General features: G+C 58.9%; 36 protein-coding genes. 32 read left to right on the forward strand and 4 right to left on the reverse strand.

Features of this window, described 5'->3' with window-relative positions; translation table 11 throughout:
- Window positions 1-52 precede the first annotated feature (52 nt).
- The 28 genes from tuf (at window position 53) to rplQ (ending at window position 16,412) form a co-directional block, all read left to right on the forward strand.
- Entirely contained in the window at window positions 53-1,228 is a 1,176-nt protein-coding gene (tuf, locus tag J5274_RS11540) for an elongation factor Tu (protein WP_142822264.1), read from the forward strand.
- Between the two features lie 321 nt (window positions 1,229-1,549).
- A complete protein-coding gene (rpsJ, locus tag J5274_RS11545; protein ID WP_003547547.1) occupies window positions 1,550-1,858 on the forward strand; it encodes a 30S ribosomal protein S10 in 309 nt (102 codons plus the stop codon).
- Between the two features lie 39 nt (window positions 1,859-1,897).
- A complete protein-coding gene (rplC, locus tag J5274_RS11550; protein WP_142822282.1) occupies window positions 1,898-2,539 on the forward strand; it encodes a 50S ribosomal protein L3 in 642 nt (213 codons plus the stop codon).
- Between the two features lie 13 nt (window positions 2,540-2,552).
- The gene (rplD, locus tag J5274_RS11555) at window positions 2,553-3,173 is read left to right on the forward strand and encodes a 50S ribosomal protein L4 (RefSeq protein ID WP_142822283.1); all 621 of its coding nucleotides are present in this window, start codon (window positions 2,553-2,555) and stop codon (window positions 3,171-3,173) included.
- Complete coding sequence (locus J5274_RS11560; protein WP_111220680.1) at window positions 3,170-3,463, forward strand: 50S ribosomal protein L23; 294 nt, start codon at window positions 3,170-3,172, stop codon at window positions 3,461-3,463. The genes rplD and J5274_RS11560 overlap by 4 nt, the downstream gene beginning before the upstream one ends.
- A gap of 11 nt (window positions 3,464-3,474) precedes the next feature.
- Window positions 3,475-4,311, forward strand: coding sequence for a 50S ribosomal protein L2 (gene rplB, locus J5274_RS11565; RefSeq protein ID WP_142822284.1), 837 nt, complete (start codon window positions 3,475-3,477; stop codon window positions 4,309-4,311).
- A gap of 15 nt (window positions 4,312-4,326) precedes the next feature.
- On the forward strand, window positions 4,327-4,605 hold the full coding sequence (gene rpsS, locus J5274_RS11570; RefSeq protein ID WP_111220682.1) for a 30S ribosomal protein S19: 279 nt from the start codon (window positions 4,327-4,329) through the stop codon (window positions 4,603-4,605).
- Between the two features lie 2 nt (window positions 4,606-4,607).
- Window positions 4,608-5,000 carry a 50S ribosomal protein L22 gene (gene rplV, locus J5274_RS11575; RefSeq protein ID WP_111220683.1) on the forward strand — a complete coding sequence of 131 codons (393 nt, stop codon included), beginning with the start codon at window positions 4,608-4,610 and terminating at the stop codon, window positions 4,998-5,000.
- Entirely contained in the window at window positions 5,000-5,716 is a 717-nt protein-coding gene (gene rpsC / locus J5274_RS11580) for a 30S ribosomal protein S3 (protein ID WP_111220684.1), read from the forward strand. The genes rplV and rpsC overlap by 1 nt, the downstream gene beginning before the upstream one ends.
- A gap of 34 nt (window positions 5,717-5,750) precedes the next feature.
- Complete coding sequence (gene rplP / locus J5274_RS11585; RefSeq protein WP_111158089.1) at window positions 5,751-6,164, forward strand: 50S ribosomal protein L16; 414 nt, start codon at window positions 5,751-5,753, stop codon at window positions 6,162-6,164.
- A 12-nt stretch (window positions 6,165-6,176) separates the two neighbouring features.
- Window positions 6,177-6,377: a 50S ribosomal protein L29 gene (gene rpmC / locus J5274_RS11590; protein WP_111220685.1), complete on the forward strand. Its 201-nt coding sequence runs from the start codon at window positions 6,177-6,179 to the stop codon at window positions 6,375-6,377.
- Window positions 6,378-6,389: 12 nt separating this feature from the next.
- Window positions 6,390-6,629, forward strand: coding sequence for a 30S ribosomal protein S17 (rpsQ, locus tag J5274_RS11595; protein WP_142822285.1), 240 nt, complete (start codon window positions 6,390-6,392; stop codon window positions 6,627-6,629).
- A gap of 265 nt (window positions 6,630-6,894) precedes the next feature.
- Window positions 6,895-7,263, forward strand: a complete 369-nt coding sequence (rplN, locus tag J5274_RS11600; protein ID WP_111158087.1) for a 50S ribosomal protein L14 — start codon at window positions 6,895-6,897, stop codon at window positions 7,261-7,263.
- Window positions 7,264-7,278: 15 nt separating this feature from the next.
- A complete protein-coding gene (gene rplX, locus J5274_RS11605) occupies window positions 7,279-7,587 on the forward strand; it encodes a 50S ribosomal protein L24 (RefSeq protein ID WP_111220688.1) in 309 nt (102 codons plus the stop codon).
- A complete protein-coding gene (gene rplE, locus J5274_RS11610; protein ID WP_142822286.1) occupies window positions 7,580-8,137 on the forward strand; it encodes a 50S ribosomal protein L5 in 558 nt (185 codons plus the stop codon). The genes rplX and rplE overlap by 8 nt, the downstream gene beginning before the upstream one ends.
- Before the next feature lie 33 nt (window positions 8,138-8,170).
- Complete coding sequence (rpsN, locus tag J5274_RS11615) at window positions 8,171-8,476, forward strand: 30S ribosomal protein S14 (RefSeq protein ID WP_111220690.1); 306 nt, start codon at window positions 8,171-8,173, stop codon at window positions 8,474-8,476.
- A gap of 12 nt (window positions 8,477-8,488) precedes the next feature.
- The gene (gene rpsH, locus J5274_RS11620; RefSeq protein ID WP_003547562.1) at window positions 8,489-8,887 is read left to right on the forward strand and encodes a 30S ribosomal protein S8; all 399 of its coding nucleotides are present in this window, start codon (window positions 8,489-8,491) and stop codon (window positions 8,885-8,887) included.
- Between the two features lie 44 nt (window positions 8,888-8,931).
- Window positions 8,932-9,465 (forward strand): 50S ribosomal protein L6, encoded by a 534-nt coding sequence (gene rplF / locus J5274_RS11625; RefSeq protein WP_111220691.1) that lies wholly within the window; start codon window positions 8,932-8,934, stop codon window positions 9,463-9,465.
- 12 nt (window positions 9,466-9,477) lie between these two features.
- Window positions 9,478-9,840 (forward strand): 50S ribosomal protein L18, encoded by a 363-nt coding sequence (rplR, locus tag J5274_RS11630; RefSeq protein WP_142822287.1) that lies wholly within the window; start codon window positions 9,478-9,480, stop codon window positions 9,838-9,840.
- 143 nt (window positions 9,841-9,983) lie between these two features.
- Window positions 9,984-10,553 (forward strand): 30S ribosomal protein S5, encoded by a 570-nt coding sequence (rpsE, locus tag J5274_RS11635; RefSeq protein WP_111220693.1) that lies wholly within the window; start codon window positions 9,984-9,986, stop codon window positions 10,551-10,553.
- 13 nt (window positions 10,554-10,566) lie between these two features.
- The gene (rpmD, locus tag J5274_RS11640; protein WP_142822288.1) at window positions 10,567-10,776 is read left to right on the forward strand and encodes a 50S ribosomal protein L30; all 210 of its coding nucleotides are present in this window, start codon (window positions 10,567-10,569) and stop codon (window positions 10,774-10,776) included.
- Window positions 10,777-10,791: 15 nt separating this feature from the next.
- Window positions 10,792-11,274 (forward strand): 50S ribosomal protein L15, encoded by a 483-nt coding sequence (rplO, locus tag J5274_RS11645; protein WP_111220695.1) that lies wholly within the window; start codon window positions 10,792-10,794, stop codon window positions 11,272-11,274.
- Window positions 11,275-11,499: 225 nt separating this feature from the next.
- Window positions 11,500-12,840, forward strand: a complete 1,341-nt coding sequence (gene secY, locus J5274_RS11650; protein WP_142822289.1) for a preprotein translocase subunit SecY — start codon at window positions 11,500-11,502, stop codon at window positions 12,838-12,840.
- Entirely contained in the window at window positions 12,837-13,487 is a 651-nt protein-coding gene (locus tag J5274_RS11655; RefSeq protein WP_219274597.1) for an adenylate kinase, read from the forward strand. The genes secY and J5274_RS11655 overlap by 4 nt, the downstream gene beginning before the upstream one ends.
- Window positions 13,488-13,805: 318 nt before the next feature.
- Window positions 13,806-14,174, forward strand: a complete 369-nt coding sequence (rpsM, locus tag J5274_RS11660) for a 30S ribosomal protein S13 (RefSeq protein WP_142822290.1) — start codon at window positions 13,806-13,808, stop codon at window positions 14,172-14,174.
- A 132-nt stretch (window positions 14,175-14,306) separates the two neighbouring features.
- A complete protein-coding gene (gene rpsK, locus J5274_RS11665; protein WP_111220699.1) occupies window positions 14,307-14,696 on the forward strand; it encodes a 30S ribosomal protein S11 in 390 nt (129 codons plus the stop codon).
- A 103-nt stretch (window positions 14,697-14,799) separates the two neighbouring features.
- Window positions 14,800-15,810: a DNA-directed RNA polymerase subunit alpha gene (locus J5274_RS11670; protein WP_111220700.1), complete on the forward strand. Its 1,011-nt coding sequence runs from the start codon at window positions 14,800-14,802 to the stop codon at window positions 15,808-15,810.
- Between the two features lie 173 nt (window positions 15,811-15,983).
- Window positions 15,984-16,412 carry a 50S ribosomal protein L17 gene (gene rplQ / locus J5274_RS11675; protein WP_111220701.1) on the forward strand — a complete coding sequence of 143 codons (429 nt, stop codon included), beginning with the start codon at window positions 15,984-15,986 and terminating at the stop codon, window positions 16,410-16,412.
- An 83-nt stretch (window positions 16,413-16,495) separates the two neighbouring features.
- Here the strand turns inward: rplQ and J5274_RS11680 are convergent, their stop codons facing one another.
- Complete coding sequence (locus J5274_RS11680) at window positions 16,496-17,338, reverse strand: DUF817 domain-containing protein (RefSeq protein WP_219274952.1); 843 nt, start codon at window positions 17,336-17,338, stop codon at window positions 16,496-16,498.
- A 225-nt stretch (window positions 17,339-17,563) separates the two neighbouring features.
- Here J5274_RS11680 and J5274_RS11685 point away from each other — a divergent pair, with 225 nt between their 5' ends.
- Window positions 17,564-17,938, forward strand: coding sequence for a DUF2809 domain-containing protein (locus J5274_RS11685; RefSeq protein WP_142822291.1), 375 nt, complete (start codon window positions 17,564-17,566; stop codon window positions 17,936-17,938).
- 16 nt (window positions 17,939-17,954) lie between these two features.
- Here the strand turns inward: J5274_RS11685 and msrQ are convergent, their stop codons facing one another.
- Together msrQ and msrP are read right to left on the reverse strand one after the other, a co-directional pair.
- Complete coding sequence (gene msrQ / locus J5274_RS11690) at window positions 17,955-18,593, reverse strand: protein-methionine-sulfoxide reductase heme-binding subunit MsrQ (RefSeq protein WP_142822292.1); 639 nt, start codon at window positions 18,591-18,593, stop codon at window positions 17,955-17,957.
- On the reverse strand, window positions 18,593-19,540 hold the full coding sequence (gene msrP, locus J5274_RS11695; RefSeq protein WP_142822293.1) for a protein-methionine-sulfoxide reductase catalytic subunit MsrP: 948 nt from the start codon (window positions 19,538-19,540) through the stop codon (window positions 18,593-18,595). Before msrP ends, msrQ begins: the two co-directional genes overlap by 1 nt.
- A 381-nt stretch (window positions 19,541-19,921) precedes the next feature.
- Between msrP and ilvD the strand changes: the two genes are divergently transcribed.
- Window positions 19,922-21,760: a dihydroxy-acid dehydratase gene (gene ilvD, locus J5274_RS11700; protein WP_142822294.1), complete on the forward strand. Its 1,839-nt coding sequence runs from the start codon at window positions 19,922-19,924 to the stop codon at window positions 21,758-21,760.
- 117 nt (window positions 21,761-21,877) lie between these two features.
- Here the strand turns inward: ilvD and J5274_RS11705 are convergent, their stop codons facing one another.
- On the reverse strand, window positions 21,878-22,267 hold the full coding sequence (locus J5274_RS11705; RefSeq protein WP_142822295.1) for a lysozyme inhibitor LprI family protein: 390 nt from the start codon (window positions 22,265-22,267) through the stop codon (window positions 21,878-21,880).
- Between the two features lie 232 nt (window positions 22,268-22,499).
- Here J5274_RS11705 and J5274_RS11710 point away from each other — a divergent pair, with 232 nt between their 5' ends.
- Window positions 22,500-23,903: a DegQ family serine endoprotease gene (locus tag J5274_RS11710; protein WP_142822296.1), complete on the forward strand. Its 1,404-nt coding sequence runs from the start codon at window positions 22,500-22,502 to the stop codon at window positions 23,901-23,903.
- Window positions 23,900-25,216, forward strand: coding sequence for a replication-associated recombination protein A (locus J5274_RS11715; protein WP_142822297.1), 1,317 nt, complete (start codon window positions 23,900-23,902; stop codon window positions 25,214-25,216). The genes J5274_RS11710 and J5274_RS11715 overlap by 4 nt, the downstream gene beginning before the upstream one ends.
- Window position 25,217: the final 1 nt, after the last annotated feature.

Raw genomic sequence — 25,217 nt, forward strand, 5'->3', positions numbered from 1 at the left:
TTGACCGAAACAAGAATAATCCCGGTACGGGAAGAGATAACGGAGAGCCGAAATGGCAAAGAGTAAGTTTGAGCGCAACAAGCCGCACGTTAACATCGGCACGATTGGCCACGTTGACCACGGCAAGACGTCTCTGACGGCAGCGATCACGAAGTATTTCGGCGAATACAAGCGTTACGACCAGATCGACGCTGCCCCGGAAGAAAAGGCACGCGGCATCACGATCTCGACGGCTCACGTCGAATACGAAACGCCTGCCCGTCACTATGCACACGTCGACTGCCCCGGCCACGCCGACTACGTCAAGAACATGATCACCGGTGCTGCCCAGATGGACGGCGCGATCCTGGTCTGCTCGGCAGCCGACGGCCCGATGCCCCAGACCCGCGAGCACATCCTGCTTGCCCGTCAGGTTGGCGTTCCCGCCATCGTGGTGTTCCTGAACAAGGTCGACCAGGTCGACGACGAAGAGCTGCTCGAACTCGTTGAGCTCGAAGTCCGCGAACTTCTGTCGTCCTACGACTTCCCGGGCGACGATATCCCGATCATCAAGGGCTCGGCTCTGGCCGCTCTCGAAGATTCGGACAAGAAGATCGGCGAAGACGCCATCCGCGCTCTGATGGAAGCCGTCGACTCGTACATCCCGACGCCTGAGCGTCCGATCAACCTGCCGTTCCTGCTGCCGATCGAAGACGTGTTCTCGATCTCCGGCCGTGGTACGGTTGTTACCGGTCGCGTCGAGCGCGGCATCGTCAAGGTTGGTGAAGAAGTCGAAATCGTCGGCATCCGCGCAACGACCAAGACGACGGTTACCGGCGTTGAAATGTTCCGCAAGCTGCTCGATCAGGGCCAGGCTGGCGACAACATCGGCGCGCTGATCCGCGGCGTCACCCGTGACGGCGTCGAGCGTGGCCAGATTCTCTGCAAGCCAGGTTCGGTCAAGCCACACAAGAAGTTCATGGCTGAAGCCTACATCCTGACGAAGGAAGAAGGCGGTCGTCATACTCCGTTCTTCACCAACTATCGTCCGCAGTTCTACTTCCGCACGACGGACGTGACCGGCATCGTCTCCCTGCCTGAAGGCACGGAAATGGTCATGCCTGGCGACAACGTCACCGTTGCTGTCGAACTGATCGTGCCGATCGCCATGGAAGAAAAGCTGCGCTTCGCTATCCGCGAAGGCGGCCGTACCGTCGGCGCCGGCATCGTAGCCTCGATCGTCGAGTAATAACGGACGGCTGCCGCGCAAGCGGCAGCCGATACCGTGACAATAATATGAAGCAGGGGGCCTTGGCCGCTTGCTTATGACACGGAAATGTAGCAAATGGCGCGCAGGCGCGATTTGCGCGGTGCTTTGCATGTGGAATTCGCATGTCGAAGTGGCTTTTAAATAGAACAATAAGGTGGGCTAGGTAGCCCAAAGGCTGGATAGGGATGCCAAACACTGGTGTCCCTCTCGATCTTTGAAACCGGTGATCCGCCTTACGTCATAAGACAAACCGCATTCTCTCGAGGGCGCGGCGATAACAGACAACAAGGATAATGTCGAATGAACGGCCAGAATATCCGCATTCGCCTTAAGGCGTTCGATCATCGGATTCTCGACGCTTCTACGCGTGAGATCGTATCGACGGCTAAGCGCACCGGTGCAAGCGTCCGGGGCCCCGTTCCACTTCCGACCCGTATCGAGAAGTTTACGGTTAACCGCTCCCCGCACATCGACAAGAAGAGCCGCGAACAGTTCGAGATGCGCACGCATAAGCGCCTGCTCGACATCGTTGACCCGACCCCCCAGACAGTAGACGCGCTGATGAAGCTCGATCTCGCTGCTGGTGTCGATGTTGAGATCAAGCTCTGAGACTTACAGTCTTCGAGCTGAGTGAGAAGGATTGAACCGATGCGTTCAGGTGTGATTGCACAGAAGGTGGGAATGACGCGCGTCTATAATGACGCAGGCGAGCATGTCCCTGTTACGGTACTGCGTATGGAGAGCTGCCAGGTGGTGGCCCAGCGTACGGTCGAAAAGAATGGCTACGTCGCGGTCCAGGTTGGTTCTGGTGTGGCCAAGGTCAAGAATACCTCGAAGTCCCTGCGTGGCCACTTTGCCGCTGCAAACGTCGAACCGAAGACCAAGCTGCAGGAATTCCGGGTTTCGGAAGACAACCTGCTTGAAATCGGCGCCGAAATCACGGCTTCCCATTTCGCCGCTGGTCAGCTGGTCGATGTTACCGGCACCACGGTCGGTAAGGGCTTTGCCGGCGCTATCAAGCGTCACGGCTTCGGCGGCCTGCGCGCCACCCACGGCGTGTCCGTATCGCACCGTTCGCACGGTTCGACCGGTTCGCGCCAGGATCCGGGCAAGGTATTCAAGAACAAGAAGATGGCTGGCCACATGGGCCAGACGCGCGTCACGACGCAGAACCTTGTAGTGGTTTCGACCGATGAAGATCGCGGTCTTATCCTGATCAAGGGTGCCGTCCCGGGCTCCAAGGGTGCCTGGATCATCGTTCGCGACGCCGTCAAGTCAGCCGCGAAGTAAGGGAGCCGAACCAATGGAATTTAACGTCAAGACCCTCGAGGGGAAAGACGCCGGGAAGGTCTCCCTTTCTGATGCGATTTTCGGCCTCCAGCCGCGCGAGGACATTCTCGCTCGCGTCATCCGCTGGCAGCTGGCAAAGAAGCGCGCTGGCACGCACAAGTCCAAGGGCCGTGCTGAAATCTGGCGCACCGGTGCCAAGATGTACAAGCAGAAGGGTACGGGCCGCGCTCGTCACCACTCCGCACGTGCACCTCAGTTCCGTGGCGGTGGTAAGGCTCACGGTCCGGTTGTTCGCAGCCACGAACATGATCTGCCGAAGAAGGTTCGCGCCCTCGGCCTGCGTCATGCTCTGTCGACGAAGTTCAAGGCTGAAGACATCATCGTTATCGATGACTTCATCGCAACGGAAGCCAAGACGAAGGTCCTGGCAAATACGTTCAATGCAATGGGCCTGACCAACGCGTTGCTCATTGGCGGTGCCGAGCTCGACGCCAACTTCAAGCTCGCAGCCGCAAACATCCCGAACATCGACTTTCTGCCGATCCAGGGCATCAACGTTTACGACATTCTGCGTCGCGGTAAGCTCGTGCTTTCCAAGGCCGCTGTCGAGGCTCTAGAGGAGCGCTTCAAGTGACCGATATTCGCCATTACGACGTGATCGTCTCGCCGTCGATCACCGAAAAGTCCACCATGGTTTCCGAGTATAATCAGGTTGTCTTCAACGTCGCCCTGACGGCTACCAAGCCGCAGATCAAGGCAGCTGTTGAAGCCCTGTTCGGCGTCAAGGTGACTGCTGTTAACACTCTGCGCCGCCTCGGCAAGACCAAGCGTTTTCGCGGTTTTGTCGGCAAGCAGAAAGACGTGAAGAAGGCGATCGTGACGCTGGCCGAAGGCCAGACCATCGACGTCTCCACAGGTCTGTGAGGAATTAGAAAATGGCATTGAAATCATTCAATCCGACGACCCCGAGCCAGCGTCAGCTGGTCATCGTCGACCGCTCGGCCCTCTACAAGGGCAAGCCGGTCAAGGCGCTGACGGAAGGTCTGTCGAAGAAGGGCGGCCGCAACAACACCGGTCGTATCACCGTTCGCTTCCAGGGCGGCGGTCACAAGCGGACCTACCGCCTCATCGACTTCAAGCGTCGCAAGTTCGACATCGAAGGTACGGTTGAACGTATCGAATACGACCCGAACCGCTCTGCCTTCATCGCTCTCATCAACTATGCCGATGGCGAGCAGCGCTACATCATCGCACCGCAGCGCCTGGCGCCCGGTGACAAGGTTATCGCTTCCGACAAGGTCGTGGACATCAAGCCTGGCAACGCCATGCCGCTGCAGTTCATCCCGGTCGGCTCGATCATCCACAACGTTGAGATGAAGCCGGGCAAGGGCGGCCAGATCGCTCGCTCCGCCGGTGCTTATGCGCAGCTGGTCGGCCGCGATGCAGGCCTCGCGATCCTTCGCCTCAACTCCGGCGAACAGCGCCTCGTACCAGGCACCTGCCTGGCTTCGATCGGTGCCGTTTCCAACCCGGACCACGGCAACACCAACGACGGCAAGGCCGGTCGTTCCGTTTGGCGCGGCAAGCGTCCGCATGTTCGCGGCGTCGTCATGAACCCGGTCGACCATCCGCACGGCGGTGGTGAAGGCCGGACCTCCGGTGGTCGCCATCCGGTGACACCTTGGGGCAAGCCGACGAAGGGTGCGCGTACGCGCTCCAACAAGTCGACCGATAAGATGATCATGCGCTCGCGCCATCAGCGCAAGAAGTAAGAGAGGAAGTCTCCAATGGCTCGTTCAGTATGGAAAGGTCCGTTTGTTGACGGCTATCTTCTCAAGAAGGCTGAGAAGGTTCGCGAAGGTGGACGCAACGAAGTGATCAAGATGTGGAGCCGTCGCTCCACCATCATGCCGCAGTTCGTCGGTCTGGTCTTTGGTGTCTACAACGGCAGCAAGCATATCCCGGTCAATGTCAACGAAGACATGGTCGGTCACAAGTTCGGTGAGTTCGCACCCACCCGTACCTATTACGGTCACGGCGCGGACAAGAAGGCGAAGAGGAAGTAACGATGGGCAAGGCAAAAACAGAACGCCGGCTCAAGGACAACGAAGCGCAGGCAGTCGCCCGCACGCTTCGTGTCAGCCCGCAGAAACTCAACCTCGTTGCTGCGCTTATCCGCGGCATGAAGGTCGAGCGCGCCTTGGCCGAGCTTGAATTTTCGCGCAAGCGGATCTCCGGAGCGGTCAAGAAGACCCTCGAATCGGCGATCGCAAACGCTGAAAACAATCACGATCTCGACGTCGACGCTCTCGTCGTCGCCGAGGCCTACGTCGGCAAGTCGATTGTCATGAAGCGCTTCCACGCTCGTGGTCGTGGTCGTGCATCGCGCGTCGAAAAGCCCTTCGCACATTTGACGATCGTCGTTCGCGAAGTGCAGCCAGCACAAGAGGAGGCCGCATAATGGGTCAGAAGATCAATCCAATCGGTTTCCGCCTTGGCATTAACCGCACTTGGGACAGCCGTTGGTTTGCAGACAACGCCGAATACGGCCAGTTGCTGCATGAAGACATCAAGATGCGCAAATTCGTCATGACCGAGCTGAAGCAGGCCGGCATTTCGAAGGTGGTTATCGAGCGTCCGCACAAGAAGTGCCGCGTCACGATCCACTCGGCGCGTCCGGGCCTGATCATCGGCAAGAAGGGTGCAGACATCGACAAGCTTCGCAAGAAGCTGGCCGACATGACGAACTCCGAAACGCACCTGAACATCGTCGAAGTCCGCAAGCCGGAAATCGATGCTGTCCTGGTCGCCCAGGGCATCGCTCAGCAGCTGGAACGTCGTATCGCTTTCCGCCGCGCCATGAAGCGCGCCGTTCAGTCGGCAATGCGTCTCGGTGCCGAAGGCATCAAGATCACTTGTGCCGGCCGTCTCGGTGGTGCTGAAATCGCCCGTACGGAATGGTATCGCGAAGGTCGCGTGCCGTTGCACACGCTGCGCGCCGACATCGACTACGGTACGGCTGAAGCCACCACCGCTTTCGGTATCTGCGGCATCAAGGTCTGGATCTTCAAGGGCGAAATCCTTGAGCACGACCCGATGGCATCTGAACGCCGTCAGGCCGAAGGCGATAGCCAGGGCCCAGCCAGCAGAGAAAACCGTCGCCGCGATCACGCCTAAGGGCGCTCGAGGTAGTTAATTCGGAGAATAGATTATGTTGCAGCCAAAGCGTACGAAGTACCGCAAGCAATTCAAGGGCCGCATCAAGGGCGTAGCCAAGGGCGGTTCTGATCTCGCATTCGGTGAATTCGGCCTGAAGGCCCAGGAACCGAATCGTGTCAACGCTCGTGAGATCGAGGCGGCTCGCCGCGCGATCACGCGTTTCATGAAGCGTGCCGGCCGTGTATGGATCCGGGTTTTCCCGGACGTACCGGTCACCAAGAAGCCGACCGAAGTCCGCATGGGTAAGGGCAAGGGCGGCGTCGAATACTGGGCATGCAAGGTCAAGCCCGGTCGTATGATGTTCGAGATCGACGGTGTCAGCGAAGAAATCGCCCGTGAGGCGCTTCGTCTGGGTTCTGCCAAGCTCTCGGTCAAGACGCGCTTCGTGCAGCGCATTGCAGAGTAAGGAAGAACAGCTATGAAAGCCGCAGATGTTCGCGCGTTCACCGCCGACCAACTCAAGGAAGAGCTAGCCAAGCTGAAGAAGGAGCAGTTCAACCTGCGCTTTCAGAAGGCCACCGGCCAGCTTGAAAAAGCCTCTCGTGTGAACGAGGTCCGCAAGGACATCGCCCGCGTGAAAACCATTGCCCGCCAGAAGGCGGCAGAAGCCAAGGCCTAAAGGAAAAATAAGATGCCGAAACGCATTCTGCAGGGCGTCGTGGTCAGCGACAAGAACGAAAAGACCGTCGTGGTTCGGGTCGAGCGCCGCTTTGCGCATCCGCTCCTCCAGAAGACGGTTCGTCGTTCTAAGAAGTACAAGGCCCACGACGAGAACAACGCATACAAGACCGGCGATATGGTTTCTATCGAGGAATGCGCGCCGATCTCCAAGGACAAGACCTGGACGGTCGTTTCCGGTCAGGTTAAGTAAGAATTTGCGGCGAGGCCTTGCGTCTTGCCGTAATTTCTATATGAAGCAGCGACGGAACGCCTGAGACTCGGGCGTTCTTTTGCTTTTAGCGCACGGAAGGTCCCATTGGGGAAACCACCCTGGCAAGATCGATCCCGCGCTGGCTGAAGCTACTGCCTTGTTTTCACTCTTCCTTTTTGGAGGGGCGCAAGCGGGTAAACAATTCCATAAGCCGGGATAGGGGGCTCTGCCCAACCATTCCGGTATAACAAGAAGGCGACCTGATATGATTCAGATGCAAACAAACCTCGACGTCGCGGATAATTCCGGCGCACGTCGTGTCATGTGCATCAAGGTGCTGGGCGGTTCGAAGCGCAAGTATGCCTCGATTGGCGACATTATCGTCGTCTCGATCAAGGAAGCTATTCCGCGCGGCCGCGTAAAGAAGGGTGACGTGATGAAGGCTGTGGTCGTTCGCACAGCTGCCTCGATCCGCCGTGCGGATGGAAGCGTCATTCGTTTCGATACCAATGCAGCAGTACTTATCGACAACAAGAAAGAGCCGATCGGCACACGTATCTTCGGACCGGTTCCGCGCGAACTTCGCGCTAAGAACCACATGAAGATCATCTCGCTCGCTCCTGAAGTTCTGTAAGGGGAGCGGTTAAAGATGCAAAAGATCCGCAAGGGCGACAAGGTCGTCATTCTGGCTGGTAAGGACAAGGGTCGTACCGGCGAAGTCATTCAAGTGATGCCGAAGGAAGACCGCGCAGTCGTTCGCGGCGTGAACATGGTAAAGCGCCATACACGCCAGTCGCAGTCGCAGGAAGCCGGCATCATCAACAAGGAAGCCTCGCTTCACCTGTCCAACATCGCGATTGTCGACAAGGACGGCAAGCCGACCCGCGTCGGTTTCCAGGTCGTTGATGGTAAGAAGGTCCGCGTGGCCAAGCGTTCGGGAGATGTGATCGATGGCTGAGGCTAAATACGAACCGCGCCTGAAGACGGAATACGTAACCCGTATTCGCGCAGCGCTGCAGGAACAGTTCTCCTACACCAACGAGATGATGATCCCCAAGCTGGACAAGATCGTCATCAACATGGGTGTGGGCGAGGCGACAGCTGACTCCAAGAAGCCGACGATTGCTGCTGCCGACCTGGCCGCAATCGCTGGCCAGAAGCCGGTCATCACTTTCGCGCGCAATTCCATCGCTGGCTTCAAGGTCCGCGAAAATATGCCAATCGGTGCCAAGGTCACGCTCCGTGGCGCCCGCATGTATGAGTTCGTGGATCGCCTGATCAACATCGCGCTTCCGCGCGTTCGCGACTTTCGCGGCCTGAACCCGAAGAGCTTTGACGGTCGTGGCAACTTCGCCATGGGCATCAAGGAACACATTGTGTTCCCAGAGATCAACTACGACAAGGTTGATCAGATGTGGGGCATGGACATCATCGTTTGCACGACGGCGACCAAGGACGACGAAGCTAGGGCTCTGCTCACAGAGTTCAACTTCCCGTTCCGCACGTAACCGTAACGACGAGCGTAGAAAAGGAAATCAAATATGGCGAAGACAAGCGCAGTTGAAAAGAACAAGCGCCGCCGCAATACGGTTGCTAACAGTGCCGCAAAGCGTGCCGCGCTGAAGGCAACCATCATGAACCAGTCCCTTCCGATCGAAGAGCGGTTCAAGGCTACCCTGAAGCTCGCATCGCTGCCGCGCGATGGATCCAAGACTCGCGTCCGTAACCGTTGCGAGATCACCGGTCGTCCGCGCGCCTACTACCGCAAGCTGCGCATGTCGCGTATCGCACTGCGTGAATTTGGCAATTTCGGCAAGGTGCCGGGCATTGTCAAGTCGAGCTGGTAAGGAGTAGCCCACATGACAATGACAGATCCATTGGGCGATATGCTCACACGCATCCGTAACGGTGCCTCGCGTCGCAAGTCGTCGGTTTCGACGCCTGCTTCCAAGCTCCGTGCACGTGTTCTCGATGTCCTTCAGTCCGAAGGTTACATTCGTGGCTATTCCGTCGTCGATTTCGGCAACGGCAAGTCCGAGCTCAGCATCGAGCTGAAATATTATGAAGGCGCATCGGTCATCCGTGAGATCGGCCGTGTGTCTAAGCCGGGCCGCCGGGTTTATGTCTCGGTCAAGTCCATTCCGCAGGTCGCGAACGGTCTCGGCATCACTATCCTTTCTACTCCGAAGGGCGTGATGGCCGACCACCAGGCTCGTGAACAGAATGTTGGTGGCGAGGTTCTTTGCTCGGTCTTCTAAGGCTGGTCTAAAGAATTTCCCTCGAAACAGACAGGTTTGAAAAAATGTCTCGTATCGGCAAGAAGCCCGTTCAGGTGCCTGCAGGAATCACGGCCACGATTGATGGCCAAAAAGTGACTGCTAAGGGCCCCAAGGGTGAACTGTTTTTCGTCGCGAATGACGATATCGGTCTCAAGCTCGAAGATAATGCGATTGTTGTGACGCCGCTCAACGACAGCAAGAATGCTCGCTCAAAGTGGGGGATGTCCCGCACGATGGTCGAAAACATCCTGGTTGGCGTCAAGGACGGTTACGAGCGCAAGCTCGAAATCAACGGCGTTGGTTACCGCGCGGCCCTGCAGGGCAAGAACCTGCAGTTGGCGCTTGGTTTCTCCCACGACGTGATTTATGAACCGCCAGTCGGAATCACAATTGCTGTGCCGAAGCCGACGGAAATCGTCGTCACCGGTATCAACAAGCAGCAGGTCGGCCAGGTGGCCGCAGAAATCCGCGAATACCGTGGCCCCGAGCCTTACAAGGGCAAGGGCGTCAAGTATGCCGGTGAGCGGATCATCCGCAAAGAAGGCAAGAAGAAGTAAGGATCACGCGAAATGGCTAGCAGGAAAGAAGCACTTGCACGTCGTGCCAACCGCGTGCGTCGTCATCTTAAGTCGGTGGCTAACGGCCGTCCGCGCCTGTCGGTTCATCGCTCTTCGAAGAACATCTACGCCCAGGTCATCGACGATGTGGCCGGCAAGACGCTTGCGTCTGCCTCCACTCTCGACAAGGATCTGCGCGGTTCTCTGAAGACCGGTGCTGACACAGCAGCGGCAACGCTCGTCGGCAAGCTCGTTGCAGAGCGCGCCTCCAAGGCGGGCGTCAACGAGGTCGTGTTCGACCGCGGCGCCTTCATCTATCACGGTCGCATCAAGGCTCTGGCCGAAGCTGCCCGTGAAGGCGGTCTCACCTTCTAATATAAATTTCCGGCCGGTGGCGTAAAGCTCCCGGCCGGATTTCGGTCTTTTCAGACCATCACCGGACCACAGGGCAGCGAAAAGCCCGATGTGGTCTTGTTGCAGTTGCCGATTGCACCCGGAAAAGAAAAAGGAAAAGGACAATGGCACAAGAAAAAAGAGGTTCTCGCGACGATCGCCAGAACCGTGACGAGCGCGATAGCGAATTCGTCGACAAGCTGGTCGCGATCAATCGCGTTGCCAAGGTCGTCAAGGGCGGCCGTCGTTTCGGCTTTGCAGCTCTCGTCGTCGTCGGCGACCAGAAGGGCCGCGTTGGCTTCGGTCACGGCAAGGCGCGCGAAGTGCCTGAAGCTATCCGCAAGGCAACGGAAGCCGCCAAGCGCGAGCTGATCTTCGTTCCCCTGCGTGACGGCCGTACGCTGCATCACGACATCCATGGCCGTCATGGCGCCGGCAAGGTTCTGCTGCGCTCTGCCAAGGCTGGTACCGGCATCATCGCCGGTGGTCCGATGCGCGCCGTATTCGAAACGCTCGGCGTTCACGACGTCGTCGCCAAGTCGACCGGTTCGTCGAACCCATACAACATGGTTCGCGCAACGTTCGACGCTCTGAAGCAACAGATCCATCCGAAGGACATCGCAGCTCAGCGCGGCATCAAGTATGCCACTCTGCAGGCTCGTCGTATTGCCTCCGGTAATGCGTCTGAAGAATAAGGGAGTTTGACCTATGGCCAAGACGACCAAGAAGACCGAAGCAAAGACCGTTACGGTCGAGCAGATCGGTAGCCCAATTCGCCGTCCGGACGTTCAGGAAAAGACTCTGATCGGCCTCGGATTGAACAAGATGCACCGTCGCCGCACTCTGGAGGATACTCCTTCGGTTCGTGGAATGATCCGTGCTGTCCAGCATCTCGTTCGCGTCGTCGACGAGAAGTAAGCCGGAGGATTCGTTATGAAACTGAATGAAATCACCGACAACGAAGGTTCGACCCACTCCCGCAAGCGCCTCGGCCGCGGTATTGGTTCGGGCAAGGGCAAGACCGGTGGTCGCGGCGTCAAGGGGCAGAAGTCCCGTTCGGGCGTAGCGATCAACGGCTTTGAAGGCGGTCAGATGCCAATCTACCGTCGTCTGCCTAAGCGCGGCTTCAACAACATCTTCAAGTCCGACTACGTCGTCGTATCGGTTGCTCGCCTCCAGGCAGCAGTCGACGCCGGCAAGCTGGACGCGAAGACGACGATCGATGCCGTGGCTCTCAAGGCTGCCGGCGTTATCCGTCGCGTCAAGGACGGCGTCCGGATCCTGTCCGACGGCGAAATCTCGGCGAAGCTGACCCTCGAAGTCGCAGGCGCTTCCAAGTCTGCTGTCGAGAAGATCGAGAAGGCTGGCGGCTCCATCAAGCTTTTGGCTGCCGCACCTGTCGCAGCTTCGGAATAATACAGACGAATTAATCGCCCGGGGTGCTTCACACCGGGCGATTTTGCTCCCATATGTGAGCTTCGGATCCTGAGTCGTGCGTTCGCGCGGGGAGGGCGATGACGGGACCTTCGGCTGGCATGCGCTCTTGCATCGCAGTCCACCCAATGCTCGACTTTTTAAACAATTTGATTACACATTCCGGACTCGGCCGATTTAGCCGGAATTGGTAGTGCGGAGATTTGCATGGCGTCTGCAGCGGAACAATTGGCATCCAATCTCAACTTTTCAACCTTTGCCAAGGCAGAGGATCTGAAAAAGCGGCTTTGGTTCACGCTCGGTGCGTTGCTTGTCTATCGCCTCGGCACCCATATCCCCCTTCCAGGCCTTAATCCTGCTGCCTATGCCCAGGCTTTCCAGGGCCAGGCGGGCGGCATCCTCGGTCTTTTCAACATGTTTTCCGGTGGCGCTGTCCAGCGCATGGCGATCTTCGCTCTCGGCATCATGCCCTACATCTCCGCTTCGATTATCGTGCAGCTGATGACTTCGGTCGTTCCCGCGCTCGAAAACCTGAAGAAGGAAGGCGAACAGGGCCGCAAGATCATCAATCAATACACGCGCTACGGCACGGTGCTGCTCGGCACGCTGCAAGCCTATGGCATCGCGGTGGGGCTTGAGAGCGGTAACGGACTTGTCGTCCAGCCCGGCGTCTTCTTTATCGTCTCCACGGTCATCACGCTGCTCGGCGGCACGATGTTCCTGATGTGGCTCGGTGAACAGATCACCTCGCGCGGTATCGGCAACGGCATTTCGCTGATCATCTTCGCCGGCATTGCAGCTGGCCTGCCATCGGCCTTGGCTGGCACGCTGGAACTCGGACGCACCGGCGCACTTTCGACCGCACTCATTCTCCTGGTCCTCGTCGTTGCCGTTGCGGTTATCGCCCTCATCGTCTTCGTGGAGCGCGCCCAGCGTCGTCTTTTGATCCAGTATCCGAAGCGCCAGGTCGGCAACCGCATGTTCCAGGGCGATACCTCGCACCTGCCGCTGAAGCTCAATACATCGGGCGTCATCCCGGCTATCTTCGCTTCCTCGCTGCTGCTTCTGCCAGCGACGCTCGCAGGTTTTGCCAACACCGCCGGAATGCCTGTCTGGGCAACGTCGATCGTCGCAGCCCTCGGCCACGGTCGTCCGCTCTACATGGTGCTCTATGCGCTGATGATCGCCTTCTTCGCGTTCTTCTATACGGCCATCGTCTTCAATCCGAAGGACACGGCCGATAATCTCAAGAAGCACGGCGGGTTCATTCCCGGCATTCGCCCGGGTGAGCGCACGGCTGAATACATTGACTATGTGTTGACCCGCATCACCGTGGTCGGCGCCATCTACCTCGTGGTTGTCTGCATTCTGCCGGAAATCCTCGTTTCTCAGACAGGCATCCCGCTCGCCCTCGGCGGCACTTCACTCTTGATCGTCGTCAGTGTGACGCTTGACACGGTAGCGCAGATCCAGGGTCACCTGATCGCGCAGCAGTATGAAGGTCTGATCAAGAAGTCGAAGTTGCGCGGAGGAAAGCGGGGGAGATGAGACTTATCCTTTTGGGACCACCGGGCGCCGGCAAGGGTACCCAGGCTCAGCGTATAGTCGAAAAGTACGGTATCCCGCAGCTCTCCACCGGCGACATGCTGCGTGCGGCAGTCTCGGCGGGCACTGAAGTCGGCAAGCGCGCCAAGGCTGTCATGGATGCCGGCAAGCTGGTGTCCGACGAGATCGTCAATGCGATCATCTCGGAGCGCATTGACGCCGAAGATTGTGCCAAGGGCTTCATCCTGGACGGCTTTCCGCGCACGCTGGTGCAGGCCGATGCCACCGACAAGATGCTCGCAGCCAAGGGCATGCAGCTCTCGGGTGTCGTCGAGATCAAGGTCGATGACGTCGTGCTCGCGGACCGGGTTTCCGGACGCTATACCTGCGCCAACTGCGGTGCGGGTTATCACGACACCAACCTGAAGCCGAAGGTCGAGGGTGTCTGCGATCGCTGTGGTTCGACGCACTTCAAGCGCCGCCCTGACGATACGCGCGAAACCGTGGTGACGCGCATGCAGGCCTACTATAAGGAAACGGCGCCTTTGATTGGCTACTACTATGCCAAGAAAATGCTTCATTCGGTTGACGGCATGGCGGATATCGATCATGTCACAGCAGAAGTCGAAAAGATTCTCTCCAGCCTTTGAGCTTCGGAGAGTTGTTGTCGGGCCATTCAACGGCCTGACGACGATTTCGCAAAACAATTGCGGCGCATGAGTCGGTCGGACCGGTGGTCGGGGCGGGGATAAGCCAAAATAAAATTAGCGGAACAGTTGCCTTTTGGCAGTGATTCCGCTAAACACCGCGCCAACTCGCGACATAGCTGCGATCGGCGCGGACTTCCCTCGGGAATTCCGGGTTCGGTCGTTTTGACATGTTATCGACCTCGAATTGAACAGGCGGCCTCTACGGTCGCGTAACAGAGACCTTTGCCTGATGGCAAACGGAACGCAAGGAGAATAGGCGTGGCACGTATCGCTGGCGTCAACATCCCGACGGCAAAGCGCGTAGTAATTGCGCTGACCTATATTCACGGGATTGGACAGAAGTTTGCGCAGGAAATCGTTACCAAGGTTGGTATCCCGGCTGAGCGCCGCGTTCACCAGCTGACGGATGCCGAAGTCCTGCAGATCCGCGAAACAATCGACCGCGATTACCAGGTCGAAGGCGACCTGCGTCGCGAGACGTCGATGAACATCAAGCGTCTGATGGACCTGGGCTGCTACCGCGGTCTTCGTCATCGTCGCGGCCTGCCGGTTCGCGGTCAGCGCACGCACACCAATGCCCGCACCCGCAAGGGTCCGGCAAAGGCGATTGCTGGCAAGAAGAAGTAATCACCGGGCAACCGTGTGAGGGAGGCTGGCGGTTCCGCCGGCCTCTTTTGAGTTTGGCGAAGGGCCTTAGCGCCCTGCGCCGGTGTAGCCGCTGGCATTACGGCGGTGCAGAGATCCACGAAAGGGACTACTATGGGCAAGGAAGCCGTCCGCATTCGCCGTCGCGAACGCAAGAACATCTCGTCGGGCGTTGCGCACGTCAACTCGACGTTCAACAACACGATGATCACCATCACCGATGCGCAGGGCAATGCGATTGCCTGGTCGTCTGCTGGCGCCAAGGGCTTCAAGGGCTCGCGCAAGTCGACACCGTTCGCAGCGCAGATCGCCGCTGAAGATGCTGCCAAGAAGGCGCAGGAACATGGCATGAAGTCGCTTGAAGTCGAAGTTTGCGGTCCAGGTTCGGGTCGTGAGTCGGCTCTGCGCGCGCTCCAGGCTGCCGGTTTCATGATCACGTCGATCCGCGATGTGACCCCGATCCCGCACAACGGTTGCCGCCCACGCAAGAAGCGTCGCGTATAATCATCGCCAATCACACACCGGTGAGCGCCCAATAGGCGATCTCCGGTGCTTCTCAAGCTCGGTTGCCACGATTGGATGGTGGTAACGAACGGAAGGCAGGAATATGATTCAGAAGAATTGGCAGGAACTGATCAAGCCGAACAAGGTCGAGTTTTCCTCGGGCGGCCGCACAAAGGTCAACCTTGTCGCTGAACCGCTTGAGCGTGGCTTTGGCCTGACGCTCGGCAACGCGCTGCGTCGCGTGCTTCTGTCCTCGCTGCGCGGCGCCGCCGTCACGGCGGTACAGATCGACGGCGTACTGCATGAGTTCTCCTCGATCCCGGGCGTTCGCGAAGACGTTACGGATATCGTTCTGAACATCAAGGAAATCGCCATCAAGATGGACGGCGACGATGCCAAGCGCATGGTCGTTCGCAAGCAGGGTCCAGGCGTTGTCACCGCCGGCGACATCCAGACGGTCGGCGACATCGAGATCCTCAACCCGGATCACGTCATCTGCACGCTCGACGAAGGCGCTGAAATCCGCATGGAATTCACCGTCAACAACGGCAAGGGCTATGTTCCGGCAGAGCGCAATCGTGCGGAAGACGCACCGATTGGTCTCATCCCGGTAGACAGCCTCTACTCGCCGGTCAAGAAAGTGTCCTACAAGGTGGAAAACACCCGCGAAGGCCAGGTTCTCGATTACGACAAGTTGCTGATGGCCATCGAAACGGACGGCTCGATCTCCGGTGAAGATGCAGTCGCTTTCGCGGCCCGCATCTTGCAGGACCAGCTCGGCGTTTTCGTCAACTTCGACGAACCGCAGAAGGATGTCGAAGAAGAGACAGTCACCGAACTGGCCTTCAACCCGGCTCTCCTCAAGAAGGTGGACGAACTGGAACTGTCTGTCCGCTCGGCAAACTGCCTGAAGAACGACAACATCGTCTATATCGGCGACCTTATTCAGAAGACCGAAGCCGAAATGCTCCGCACTCCGAATTTCGGCCGCAAGTCGCTGAACGAAATCAAGGAAGTTCTCGCTTCCATGGGCCTGCATCTCGGCATGGAAGTGCCGGCCTGGCCCCCAGAGAACATCGAAGATCTCGCCAAGCGCTACGAAGATCAGTACTGAGCGGCGTGAGGCAAAGTGTGTCGCGGATTTCCGCCGGCACGCCGATCGCAGAGAACAATAAGTAAAGGCAGGATGACTGCCTTTCCCCGTCAAACAGCAGGCATATCGCCTGCATGTGCCAGGAAACGGCAGGCCCAAAATCAAAGGGCACCTGCGATTTAAGGAGAATAGCAATGCGCCATGGTATGGTAGGCCGCAAGCTGAATAGAACTGCAAGTCACCGCAAGGCAATGTTTGCCAACATGGCGGCTTCGCTCATCCTGCATGAGCAGATCACCACGACCTTGCCGAAGGCAAAGGAAATCCGCCCGATCGTTGAAAAGCTGGTCACGCTCGGCAAGCGCGGCGACCTGCACGCTCGTCGTCAGGCCATCTCGCAGATCCGCGACGTCGCTGTCGTATCGAAGCTGTTCGATGCAATCGCTACCCGTTACGCCACCCGCAACGGCGGCTACCTTCGCATCATGAAGGCTGGCTTCCGCATGGGTGACAACGCCGCCATGGCCGTCGTCGAGTTCGTCGACCGCGACATCGCTGCCAAGGGCGCCGGCGACAAGGCCCGCGTTGCAGCCGAAGAAGCTGCCGAAGCTGCTGCCGCTTAAGCGGTAAAAGCCTCATCAATCAAAAGGCCGGACGAGCAATCGTCCGGCTTTTTTGCGTTGTGGCGGGCGTGTGATGGAGAAGGCTATTCGGGTATGTGGATATCTTCCCTGATATGCCTGAGATAGACAACGATGGTGAACGTCATGATGACGACGAGCGACCATGAACTCCATATGCCAATGTTGACAGCGGACCACTCGCCGAGTTGGCTCGGATAGCGCCATATCCCGAAGAAGGTGCTGAAATTTTCGAAAAGCCAGACGAAGAAGCCGATCAGGGCAAAAGCCAACAGAAGGGGCATCCGCCGGTCCCGATCATACGGGCGGAACGTGACTGAAGTCCGCGAATAAAGTCCAATCGTACACGCGGCAATGTACCAGCGATAGTCGGCGATGTAGTGGTGTGTGAAGAAGTTCAGGTAAATTGCCAGCGAGAGCACAGCTGCCATCCAGTATGGTGGATGATGCCTAACTCGTAGTGCGAGGAGGCGCCACGCCTGTATTACGTAACTGCCTACGGCAGCGTACATGAATCCGGAAAACAATGGCACGCCGAACAGCTTGCTATAGGCAAAGTCCGGATATGCCCATGAATGGATGCTGCTCGATCTTTTGAAGACCTCGAGAGCGAAACCGATAACGTAAAAGAAGCAGATCGCCTTCAACTCATCAATGCTTTCCAGTTTGCTGGCGACCATCCAGAACTGGATGGACAAGGCAACCAGCAGCAGCACGTCATATCGGGGAATATGAAAAATGCCGCCGCGCGGGACTGTGAAGATGGCCAAGAAAAAGAGGCCAGCAAAGAGACATGCACGTGCTTCCTTGATACCAAAATAGACGAGTTCTATGAGAAAGCGCTTGGTTCCCCTCAGATGCGGCGCTGCACGTATTTCGATGAGATGCCTGTCGATGGCCGGAAGCAGTCTTCGGAGGGGCACGGCGTTTGAATTCCTGAAATTAACTCGATGGCTGTGAGCTGTTTCCGCAAATACGGTGAGCGGCAGACCAGCATGCGGCTGGGCTGTCGGCTTGCCAAATCGAAATGTGAGCTATAGGTGCGACGAACCCATTAACATCGCGGTGGAGCGGCCGAAGTGCTCGCATTTTTTCGAGGTCACTCACCAGGGAGCAGGGCAGCCCGTCTTGCAATGGGAATTGCCATCATTGCTGCAGGTCTGGCGTTGCGGCGATATGGCTATGGGCTTAACCTTCCGTTCGTGGTCGTGAAGTATGGCGGCTCGGCACTGTGGGGCGCGATGGTTTATTTCCTGATCGCAGTGCTTGCACCAAACTCGAGACGGGCAAGCATTGCTTGCGCGGCGATGGTGATCTCCACCGCCGTCGAGTTGTTCAGACTCTACCATACACCGCCTCTTGATGCGTTCAGGTTGACTGCTGGCGGTGCCCTGCTTCTCGGACGCGTGTTTTCCCTAACCAATATAATTGTCTACGGCATCGGCATCGTCGCCGCATCTGCGTTCGACAGATTTCTGGCAGCCCGCAGTCCTATCTTGCCAAAGTAGAGAAGCCTCTGCTGCCTCAGGCAGCCACCGCCCTCTGCCGCGTTCCGCGTCGTCGTTGCATCATGATTGGCCGGTAGGACCTGTAGAGGATCATCACTATCAGGAGGCCGATATAGACGTACTGCTCGAGCGAAAGCACCTTGGTCGATAGTGCGAAGTGGAGAGCGCCACAGACGGCGATGATGTAGACGAGCCGGTGCAGCCAGATCCAGTTCTTGCCCATCTGCCGTATCGAGTACCTGTTCGAGGTCACGGCCAGCGCGATCAGCATCACCAGCCCTGCCATGCCGAACATGATGAAGGGTCGCTTCAGGATGTCGCCGAGGATGGCGTCGAGCATCAGCGCCTGGTCGAGGATGGTGTAGACCAGAAAATGCATCACGACATAATAGAAGCAGAGCAGCCCCAGGGCGCGGCGGTAGCGCAGCCAGTTCCAGCCGACGAGGTCGCGGAGCGGGGTGATCGCGAGCGTCAGGATCAGGAAGCGGATGGCCCAGAGGCCGAGGAAAAGCTCGAAGGTCTTGGTCGGATCGGCGCCAAGATTGCCGGTGGCGCCAAGGTAGAATGCGTAGGCGGCGGGAAGAAGTCCGACGACGTAAAGCAGCCAGACGGAGGCTGGCTGGAAGCGTTTCGGCAGCGCGAGGGACAGGACCATTAGTAGTTCGCCTTAAGATCCATGCCGGCGTAGAGGCTTGCCACCTGGTCGGCATAGCCGTTGAAGGGCAGGGTGGGGTGGCGGCTGGAGGAGAAGAAGCCGCCTTCGCCGATCCTGCGCTCGGTCGCCTGGCTCCAGCGGGGGTGATCGACCGCCGGGTTGACGTTGGCATAAAAACCGTATTCGCCGGGGTTGGAGACCTGCCAGGTGTTCATCGGCTGCTTGTCGGTGAGCGTGATGCGGACGATCGACTTGATGCCCTTGAAGCCGTATTTCCACGGAACCACCAGGCGTATCGGCGCACCGTTCTGGTTGGGCAGCGTCTCGCCATAGAGCCCGACGGCAAGCAGCGCCAGCGGGTTGCGCGCTTCGTCCAGCCGCAGTCCTTCGACATAGGGCCAGTTCAGGGACTGGAAGCTGCCGGATTGGCCGGGCATCTCGGACGGCCGGACGATGGTCTCGAAGGCGACGTATTTCGCGCTGCCCAGCGGCTCCACCATGTCGAGCAGCTTGGATAGCTGGAAACCGTCCCAGGGTATGACCATGGACCATGCCTCGACGCACCGCATCCGGTACACACGCTCTTCTGGAGGAAAGGCCTTGATCAGCGCGTCGATGTCGAGGGTCTGCGGCTTGCCCACCATGCCATCGACGGTGATCGTCCACGGGCGCGGCTTGAATTTGCCGGAGTTGGCGGCGGGATCGGCCTTGTCCGTGCCGAATTCGTAGAAGTTGTTGTAGGTCGTGACATCCTTCTTCGGCGTCAGCTTTTCATCGACCTTGTAGTCGGTCTTCGACGCTGCCAGCGCTTCCGCCATGGCTGTGGTGCCACCGGCGATCGACAGGCCGGCGCCTGCTGCTGTCGCCAGGAAGGCGCGGCGGCCTAGATAGGTCTGGCGAGGCGTGATCTCGGAGGCGGCAATCTTGGGCGGTTGGTAGGTGGCCATGGGTAAAATCCTCGATGAGATGACGGTATCGATGGTGATACGCAGAAATACCGACGTAAGTTACAAATAGGCCCGCTTTTTTTTGGGAAAAGAAGCCAATTTATTGTGTTCGACCTAAATGTTGAGGTGTCATCGGCAAACGTCATGCATCTGTTCGATATTTTGGTCGCGGCCTCGTCCGGGAATAACCGGGATCGCTGATGGCGAGGATATTGCGAGGGGGCATGCCCTTGCAGCGTACCGGATTCGGCTTACCTGATAGTGACAGTCCGCACCGATTGATTTACGACAATTCTAAAAAGCAGGGGCTTGCCGGTCCGTCTGGCGGAATAGGTCTGCCGCAAGCAATGCCCGTAACTGCAGGACGTCGAGGATAACACCATGCCAGCCTACCGTTCGAGAACCACCACCCACGGCCGCAACATGGCCGGTGCCCGCGGCCTGTGGCGCGCAACAGGCATGAAGGACAGCGATTTCGGCAAGCCTATCATTGCCGTCGTCAACTCCTTCACGCAGTTCGTTCCCGGCCACGTGCACTTGAAGGATCTTGGCCAGCTGGTGGCGCGCGAAATCGAAGCGGCCGGCGGCGTAGCCAAGGAATTCAACACCATTGCCGTCGACGACGGGATCGCCATGGGCCATGACGGCATGCTCTATTCGCTGCCATCGCGTGAGCTGATCGCCGACAGCGTCGAATACATGGTCAACGCCCATTGCGCCGATGCCATGGTCTGCATTTCGAATTGCGACAAGATCACCCCGGGCATGCTGATGGCTTCGCTCCGCCTCAACATCCCAACCGTCTTCGTCTCCGGCGGCCCGATGGAAGCCGGCAAGGTCACCATGCATGGCAAGACCGTATCGCTCGACCTCGTCGATGCGATGGTGGCTGCAGCCGACGACAAGATCAGCGACGAAGACGTCGCCGTCATCGAGCGCTCGGCCTGTCCGACCTGCGGCTCGTGCTCGGGCATGTTCACCGCCAACTCGATGAACTGCCTGACGGAAGCGCTCGGTCTCTCGTTGCCGGGCAATGGCTCGACGTTGGCCACCCATTCAGACCGCAAGGAGCTGTTCCTGGAAGCCGGCCGTCGTATCGTCGATCTCGCCAAACGCTACTACGAGAAGGACGATGTCACGGCACTGCCGCGCACCATCGCCTCCAAGGGCGCCTTCGAGAACGCCATGGCGCTCGACATCGCCATGGGCGGATCTACCAACACGGTCCTTCACATCCTGGCCGCAGCCCACGAGGGCGAGGTCGACTTCACGATGGACGACATCGACCGTCTGTCGCGCAAGGTGCCCTGCCTGTCGAAGGTCGCGCCGGCCAAGTCCGACGTTCACATGGAAGATGTGCATCGTGCCGGCGGTATCATGGCAATCCTCGGCGAGCTGGAACGTGCCGGCCTGCTGAATTCCGACCTGCCGACCATCCACGCGCCGACGCTCGGTGATGCGATCGCACAATGGGATATTGCCATCACCGCCAACCCGGCAGCACTGAAGCTGTTCAGTGCGGCTCCGGGTGGCGTGCCGACGCAGGTTGCCTTCAGCCAGAGTTCGCGCTGGGACGACCTCGACGTCGACCGCGAGAAGGGTGTCATCCGCAGCGCCGAGCATCCGTTCTCCAAGGATGGCGGCCTGGCTGTTCTCAAGGGCAATCTCGCCGTAGACGGATGCATCGTCAAAACGGCAGGCGTCGATGAAAGCATTCTGAAGTTCTCCGGCCCGGCCCGCGTCTTCGAAAGCCAGGATTCGTCGGTCAAGGCGATCCTTGCCAACGAGGTCAAGGCCGGCGATGTCGTTGTCATCCGTTACGAAGGTCCGAAGGGCGGTCCTGGCATGCAGGAGATGCTCTACCCAACCAGCTATCTGAAATCGAAAGGTCTGGGCAAAGCCTGCGCTCTCATCACCGATGGTCGTTTTTCGGGCGGCACGTCCGGCCTGTCTATCGGTCATGCGTCGCCGGAAGCTGCCAATGGCGGTACGATTGGCCTGGTGCGCGAAGGCGACATGATCGACATCGATATCCCGAACCGCTCCATCAGCCTGCGCGTCAGCGACGAGGAGCTCGCAGCCCGCCGCGCCCAGCAGGATGCACAGGGCTGGTTCCCGGTCGAGAAGCGCAAGCGCAACGTGACGACGGCGCTCAAGGCCTATGCCGCCTTTGCCACAAGCGCCGACAAGGGCGCGGTGCGCGATCTCAGCGGCCGTTAGATAAACAATTGGCCGCAGTTTTCACCGCGGCCGACATTCTTCTATGGAGGCCCTGCCATCGAAAACCTGGCAAGGGCTCTTTTATTCAAGGCGTCACCGCAACCGTGACCGTGCCGGTCAGTTCGGACGGGCGAGGTTCTTGTAGGCGACATCCAGCTGCTTCAGGCGGTCCTCGTAGGAGGTCTTCAAGCATGCCGCATCCGCGCCGCAGGCCTGGCGCTTCTTCAGCCAGGCGCTCTGTTCGTCCTGCAGCGTGCCGCGCGATCCCATGGCGAGAAGGCCGGAGATCAGCTCGAAGGTCGTGGCCATCTTGACGTCCGCATCGTTCAGGCTGCGAGTGTCGCAGATCATTTTCTCATCCGGCTGAAGCGTCTTGCCGTCGCAATCGAAGCTGGCGGCCTTTGCCGAGCCTAGCGGCGACAGGATCGGCAGCAAGCCGACAAGCGCTGCGCAAACTAGGTTGGCAGACCGGCGGCGGGTGGTGAGTGTCAGAGGCGAATGATCCATCTTTTGATTCCGATTTCAGAAAGTTATGGCGCTTGGTTGATGATGCACTTCCGCTCGAGAATCAGCCAGATGTGCACACTGCTGCACTCCTAACCCATTCCGGGCCGTTTTGTTCAAACCGCGTATGCGCAAAGCCTCCGGCTGGCTTGAAGTTCCATGATTGTGCCCTCTTTCCTTTCTAGCGTTCGCGGTTACAACGTTGCCTCCACAGACACTTTATAAAGGGTTCCCCATGCAAGGTTTGCTCAAACGCGCTGCGATCCCTATGCTCGCGCTCGTCGTCACGCTTCCCGCCCCGGTCTACGCCGAGACGGCCAAGGCCGTGCCGGAAAACAAGATGGAAATGCAGCTTTCCTTCTCGCCGCTGGTCAAGCAGACGGCTGGCTCGGTCGTCAATGTCTACGCGGAACGCGTCGTGCACCAGCAGTCTCCTTTCGCCGGGGATCCCTTCTTCCAGCAGTTCTTCGGTCAGCGCATGCCGAACCGCACCGAAAAGCAGACATCGCTGGGCTCCGGCGTCATCGTCGAGGCGAACGGTACGATCATCACCAACAACCACGTGGTCGATGGCGCCGACGACATCAAGATCGCCCTTTCAGATGGCCGCGAATTCCCCTGCAAGGTGGTCCTCAAGGATGACCGGGTCGATCTCGCCGTGCTGAAGATCGACACGAAAGAGCAGTTGCCGATGCTGCCGATCGGCAATTCCGATACGCTCGAGGTCGGCGACCTCGTGCTTGCCATCGGCAACCCCTTCGGCGTGGGCCAGACAGTAACCAGCGGTATCGTTTCGGCGCTTGCTCGCAACCAGGTGAAGAACGAGGTCGGGTTTTTCATCCAGACTGACGCTGCCATCAACCCCGGAAATTCCGGTGGGGCGCTGATAAACATGAAAGGCGAACTGATCGGCCTCAACACGGCGATCTTCTCGCAGAGCGGCGGGTCGAACGGCATCGGCTTCGCCATTCCCGCCAATCTCGTGCGCGTCTTCCTTGCTGCCGCCGATCGCGGTGACAAGAGTTTCGAGCGCCCTTACATCGGAGCCACCTTTGAGCCGGTGACCTCCGAAGTCGCCGATGCGCTCGGCCTGAAGCGGGTTCGCGGAGCCCTGATCACCAAGGTCACCGACAACGGTCCCGCCGCCGAGGCCGGTCTCAAGGCTGGCGAAGTCGTCACCGCCCTCAACGGCGTATCCGTCGAGCATCCCGATGCTCTCGGCTACCGTCTGACAACCGCCGGGCTCGGCGCGACGGTATCGCTGACCGTGCTCGACAACGGCAATGAGCGGGAAGCGAAAATGACGCTGGCAAGCGCTCCCGAAACGCAGCCGCGCGAGGAGAAGCTGATTACTGGCAGCAATCCCTTCTCCGGTGCGACAGTGGCCAACCTGTCGCCGCGCGTGGCGGATGAGTTGCACATGCCGACCGATACGGCCGCAGGCGTCGTTGTCGAAAAGCTGAAGGATGATTCCGCTGCTGCGCGTCTCGGCTTCCAGCCGAAGGACATCATTATCTCCGTCAATGGCACGCCGATCACCAACACAAAGAGCCTCGCGGCGATTGCTGCCAGCGAACCCGATATCTGGCGCGTGGAGATCGAGCGGGACGGTCAGCGCATCCGGCAATTCTTCCGATGAGCAATGACCTGTTTGCTCCGCAGATCCCGGCAGAGGTTGCCAGCAAGCGACCCTTGGCGGACCGTCTGCGGCCGCAGACGCTGGCCGAGGTCACCGGCCAGCAGCATCTGACGGGCGACGATGGCGTGCTCCGGCGGATGATCGAGAGCGGTTCGCTCGGATCGATGATTTTCTGGGGCCCGCCTGGCACCGGCAAAACCACGGTCGCAAGGCTGCTGTCGGGTGAGGCGGGTCTCGCCTTCGAGCAGATCTCGGCCATCTTCTCCGGCGTCGCAGATCTCAAGAAGATGTTCGAGACCGCCCGTATGAGGCGCATGGATGGCCGCCAGACCTTGCTGTTCGTCGACGAGATCCACCGTTTCAACCGTGCCCAGCAGGATAGCTTTCTGCCGGTCATGGAGGACGGCACCGTCATCCTGGTCGGTGCGACGACGGAAAACCCTTCCTTCGAACTGAACGCCGCTCTGCTGTCGCGCGCCCGCGTGCTGACGTTCCGTGCCCATGACGAGGACAGCCTGCGTGAACTGCTGCAGCGTGCCGAGCGGGTGGAGGCAAAGCCGCTACCGTTGACCGATGACGCCCGTGACAGCCTGATCAGGATGGCGGATGGCGATGGTCGTGCGGTGCTGACACTTGCCGAAGAAGTATGGCGGGCAGCGCGGGCGGACGAGGTCTTCGACACCGCAGCCCTGACAGAAATTGTCCAGCGCAGGGCGCCCGTCTACGACAAGGCGCAGGATGGGCATTACAATCTGATTTCAGCGCTGCACAAGTCGGTGCGTGGGTCGGACCCGGATGCGGCGCTCTATTACCTGGCACGAATGTTCGACGCCGGTGAGGATCCGCTCTATCTCGGACGACGCCTCGTGCGCATGGCGGTCGAGGATATCGGGCTGGCCGATCCGCAGGCTCTGGTCATCTGCAACGCCGCCAAGGACGCCTACGACTATCTGGGCTCGCCCGAGGGCGAACTGGCCTTCGCGCAGGCCTGCGTCTATCTGGCAACCGCACCGAAATCGAACGCGGTCTATACGGCTTTCAAGGCGGCGACGCGGGCAGCCAAGGAGAATGGTTCGCTGCTGCCGCCCAAGCATATCCTCAACGCCCCCACCAAGCTGATGCGCGGCGAGGGATATGGCGACGGCTATCGCTACGATCACGACGAGCCGGATGCCTTTTCAGGCCAGGATTACTTTCCCGAAAAACTCGGACGTCAGAAATTCTACGATCCACCCGAGCGGGGTTTTGAGCGCGATATCAAGAAGCGTCTGGAATGGTGGGCAAAGCTTCGCAAGGAGCGGGCCGGCGAGTGAA

Source organism: Rhizobium sp. L51/94 (assembly GCF_019355555.1).
In the GTDB taxonomy this organism is placed as follows: Bacteria; Pseudomonadota; Alphaproteobacteria; order Rhizobiales; family Rhizobiaceae; genus Rhizobium; species Rhizobium rhododendri.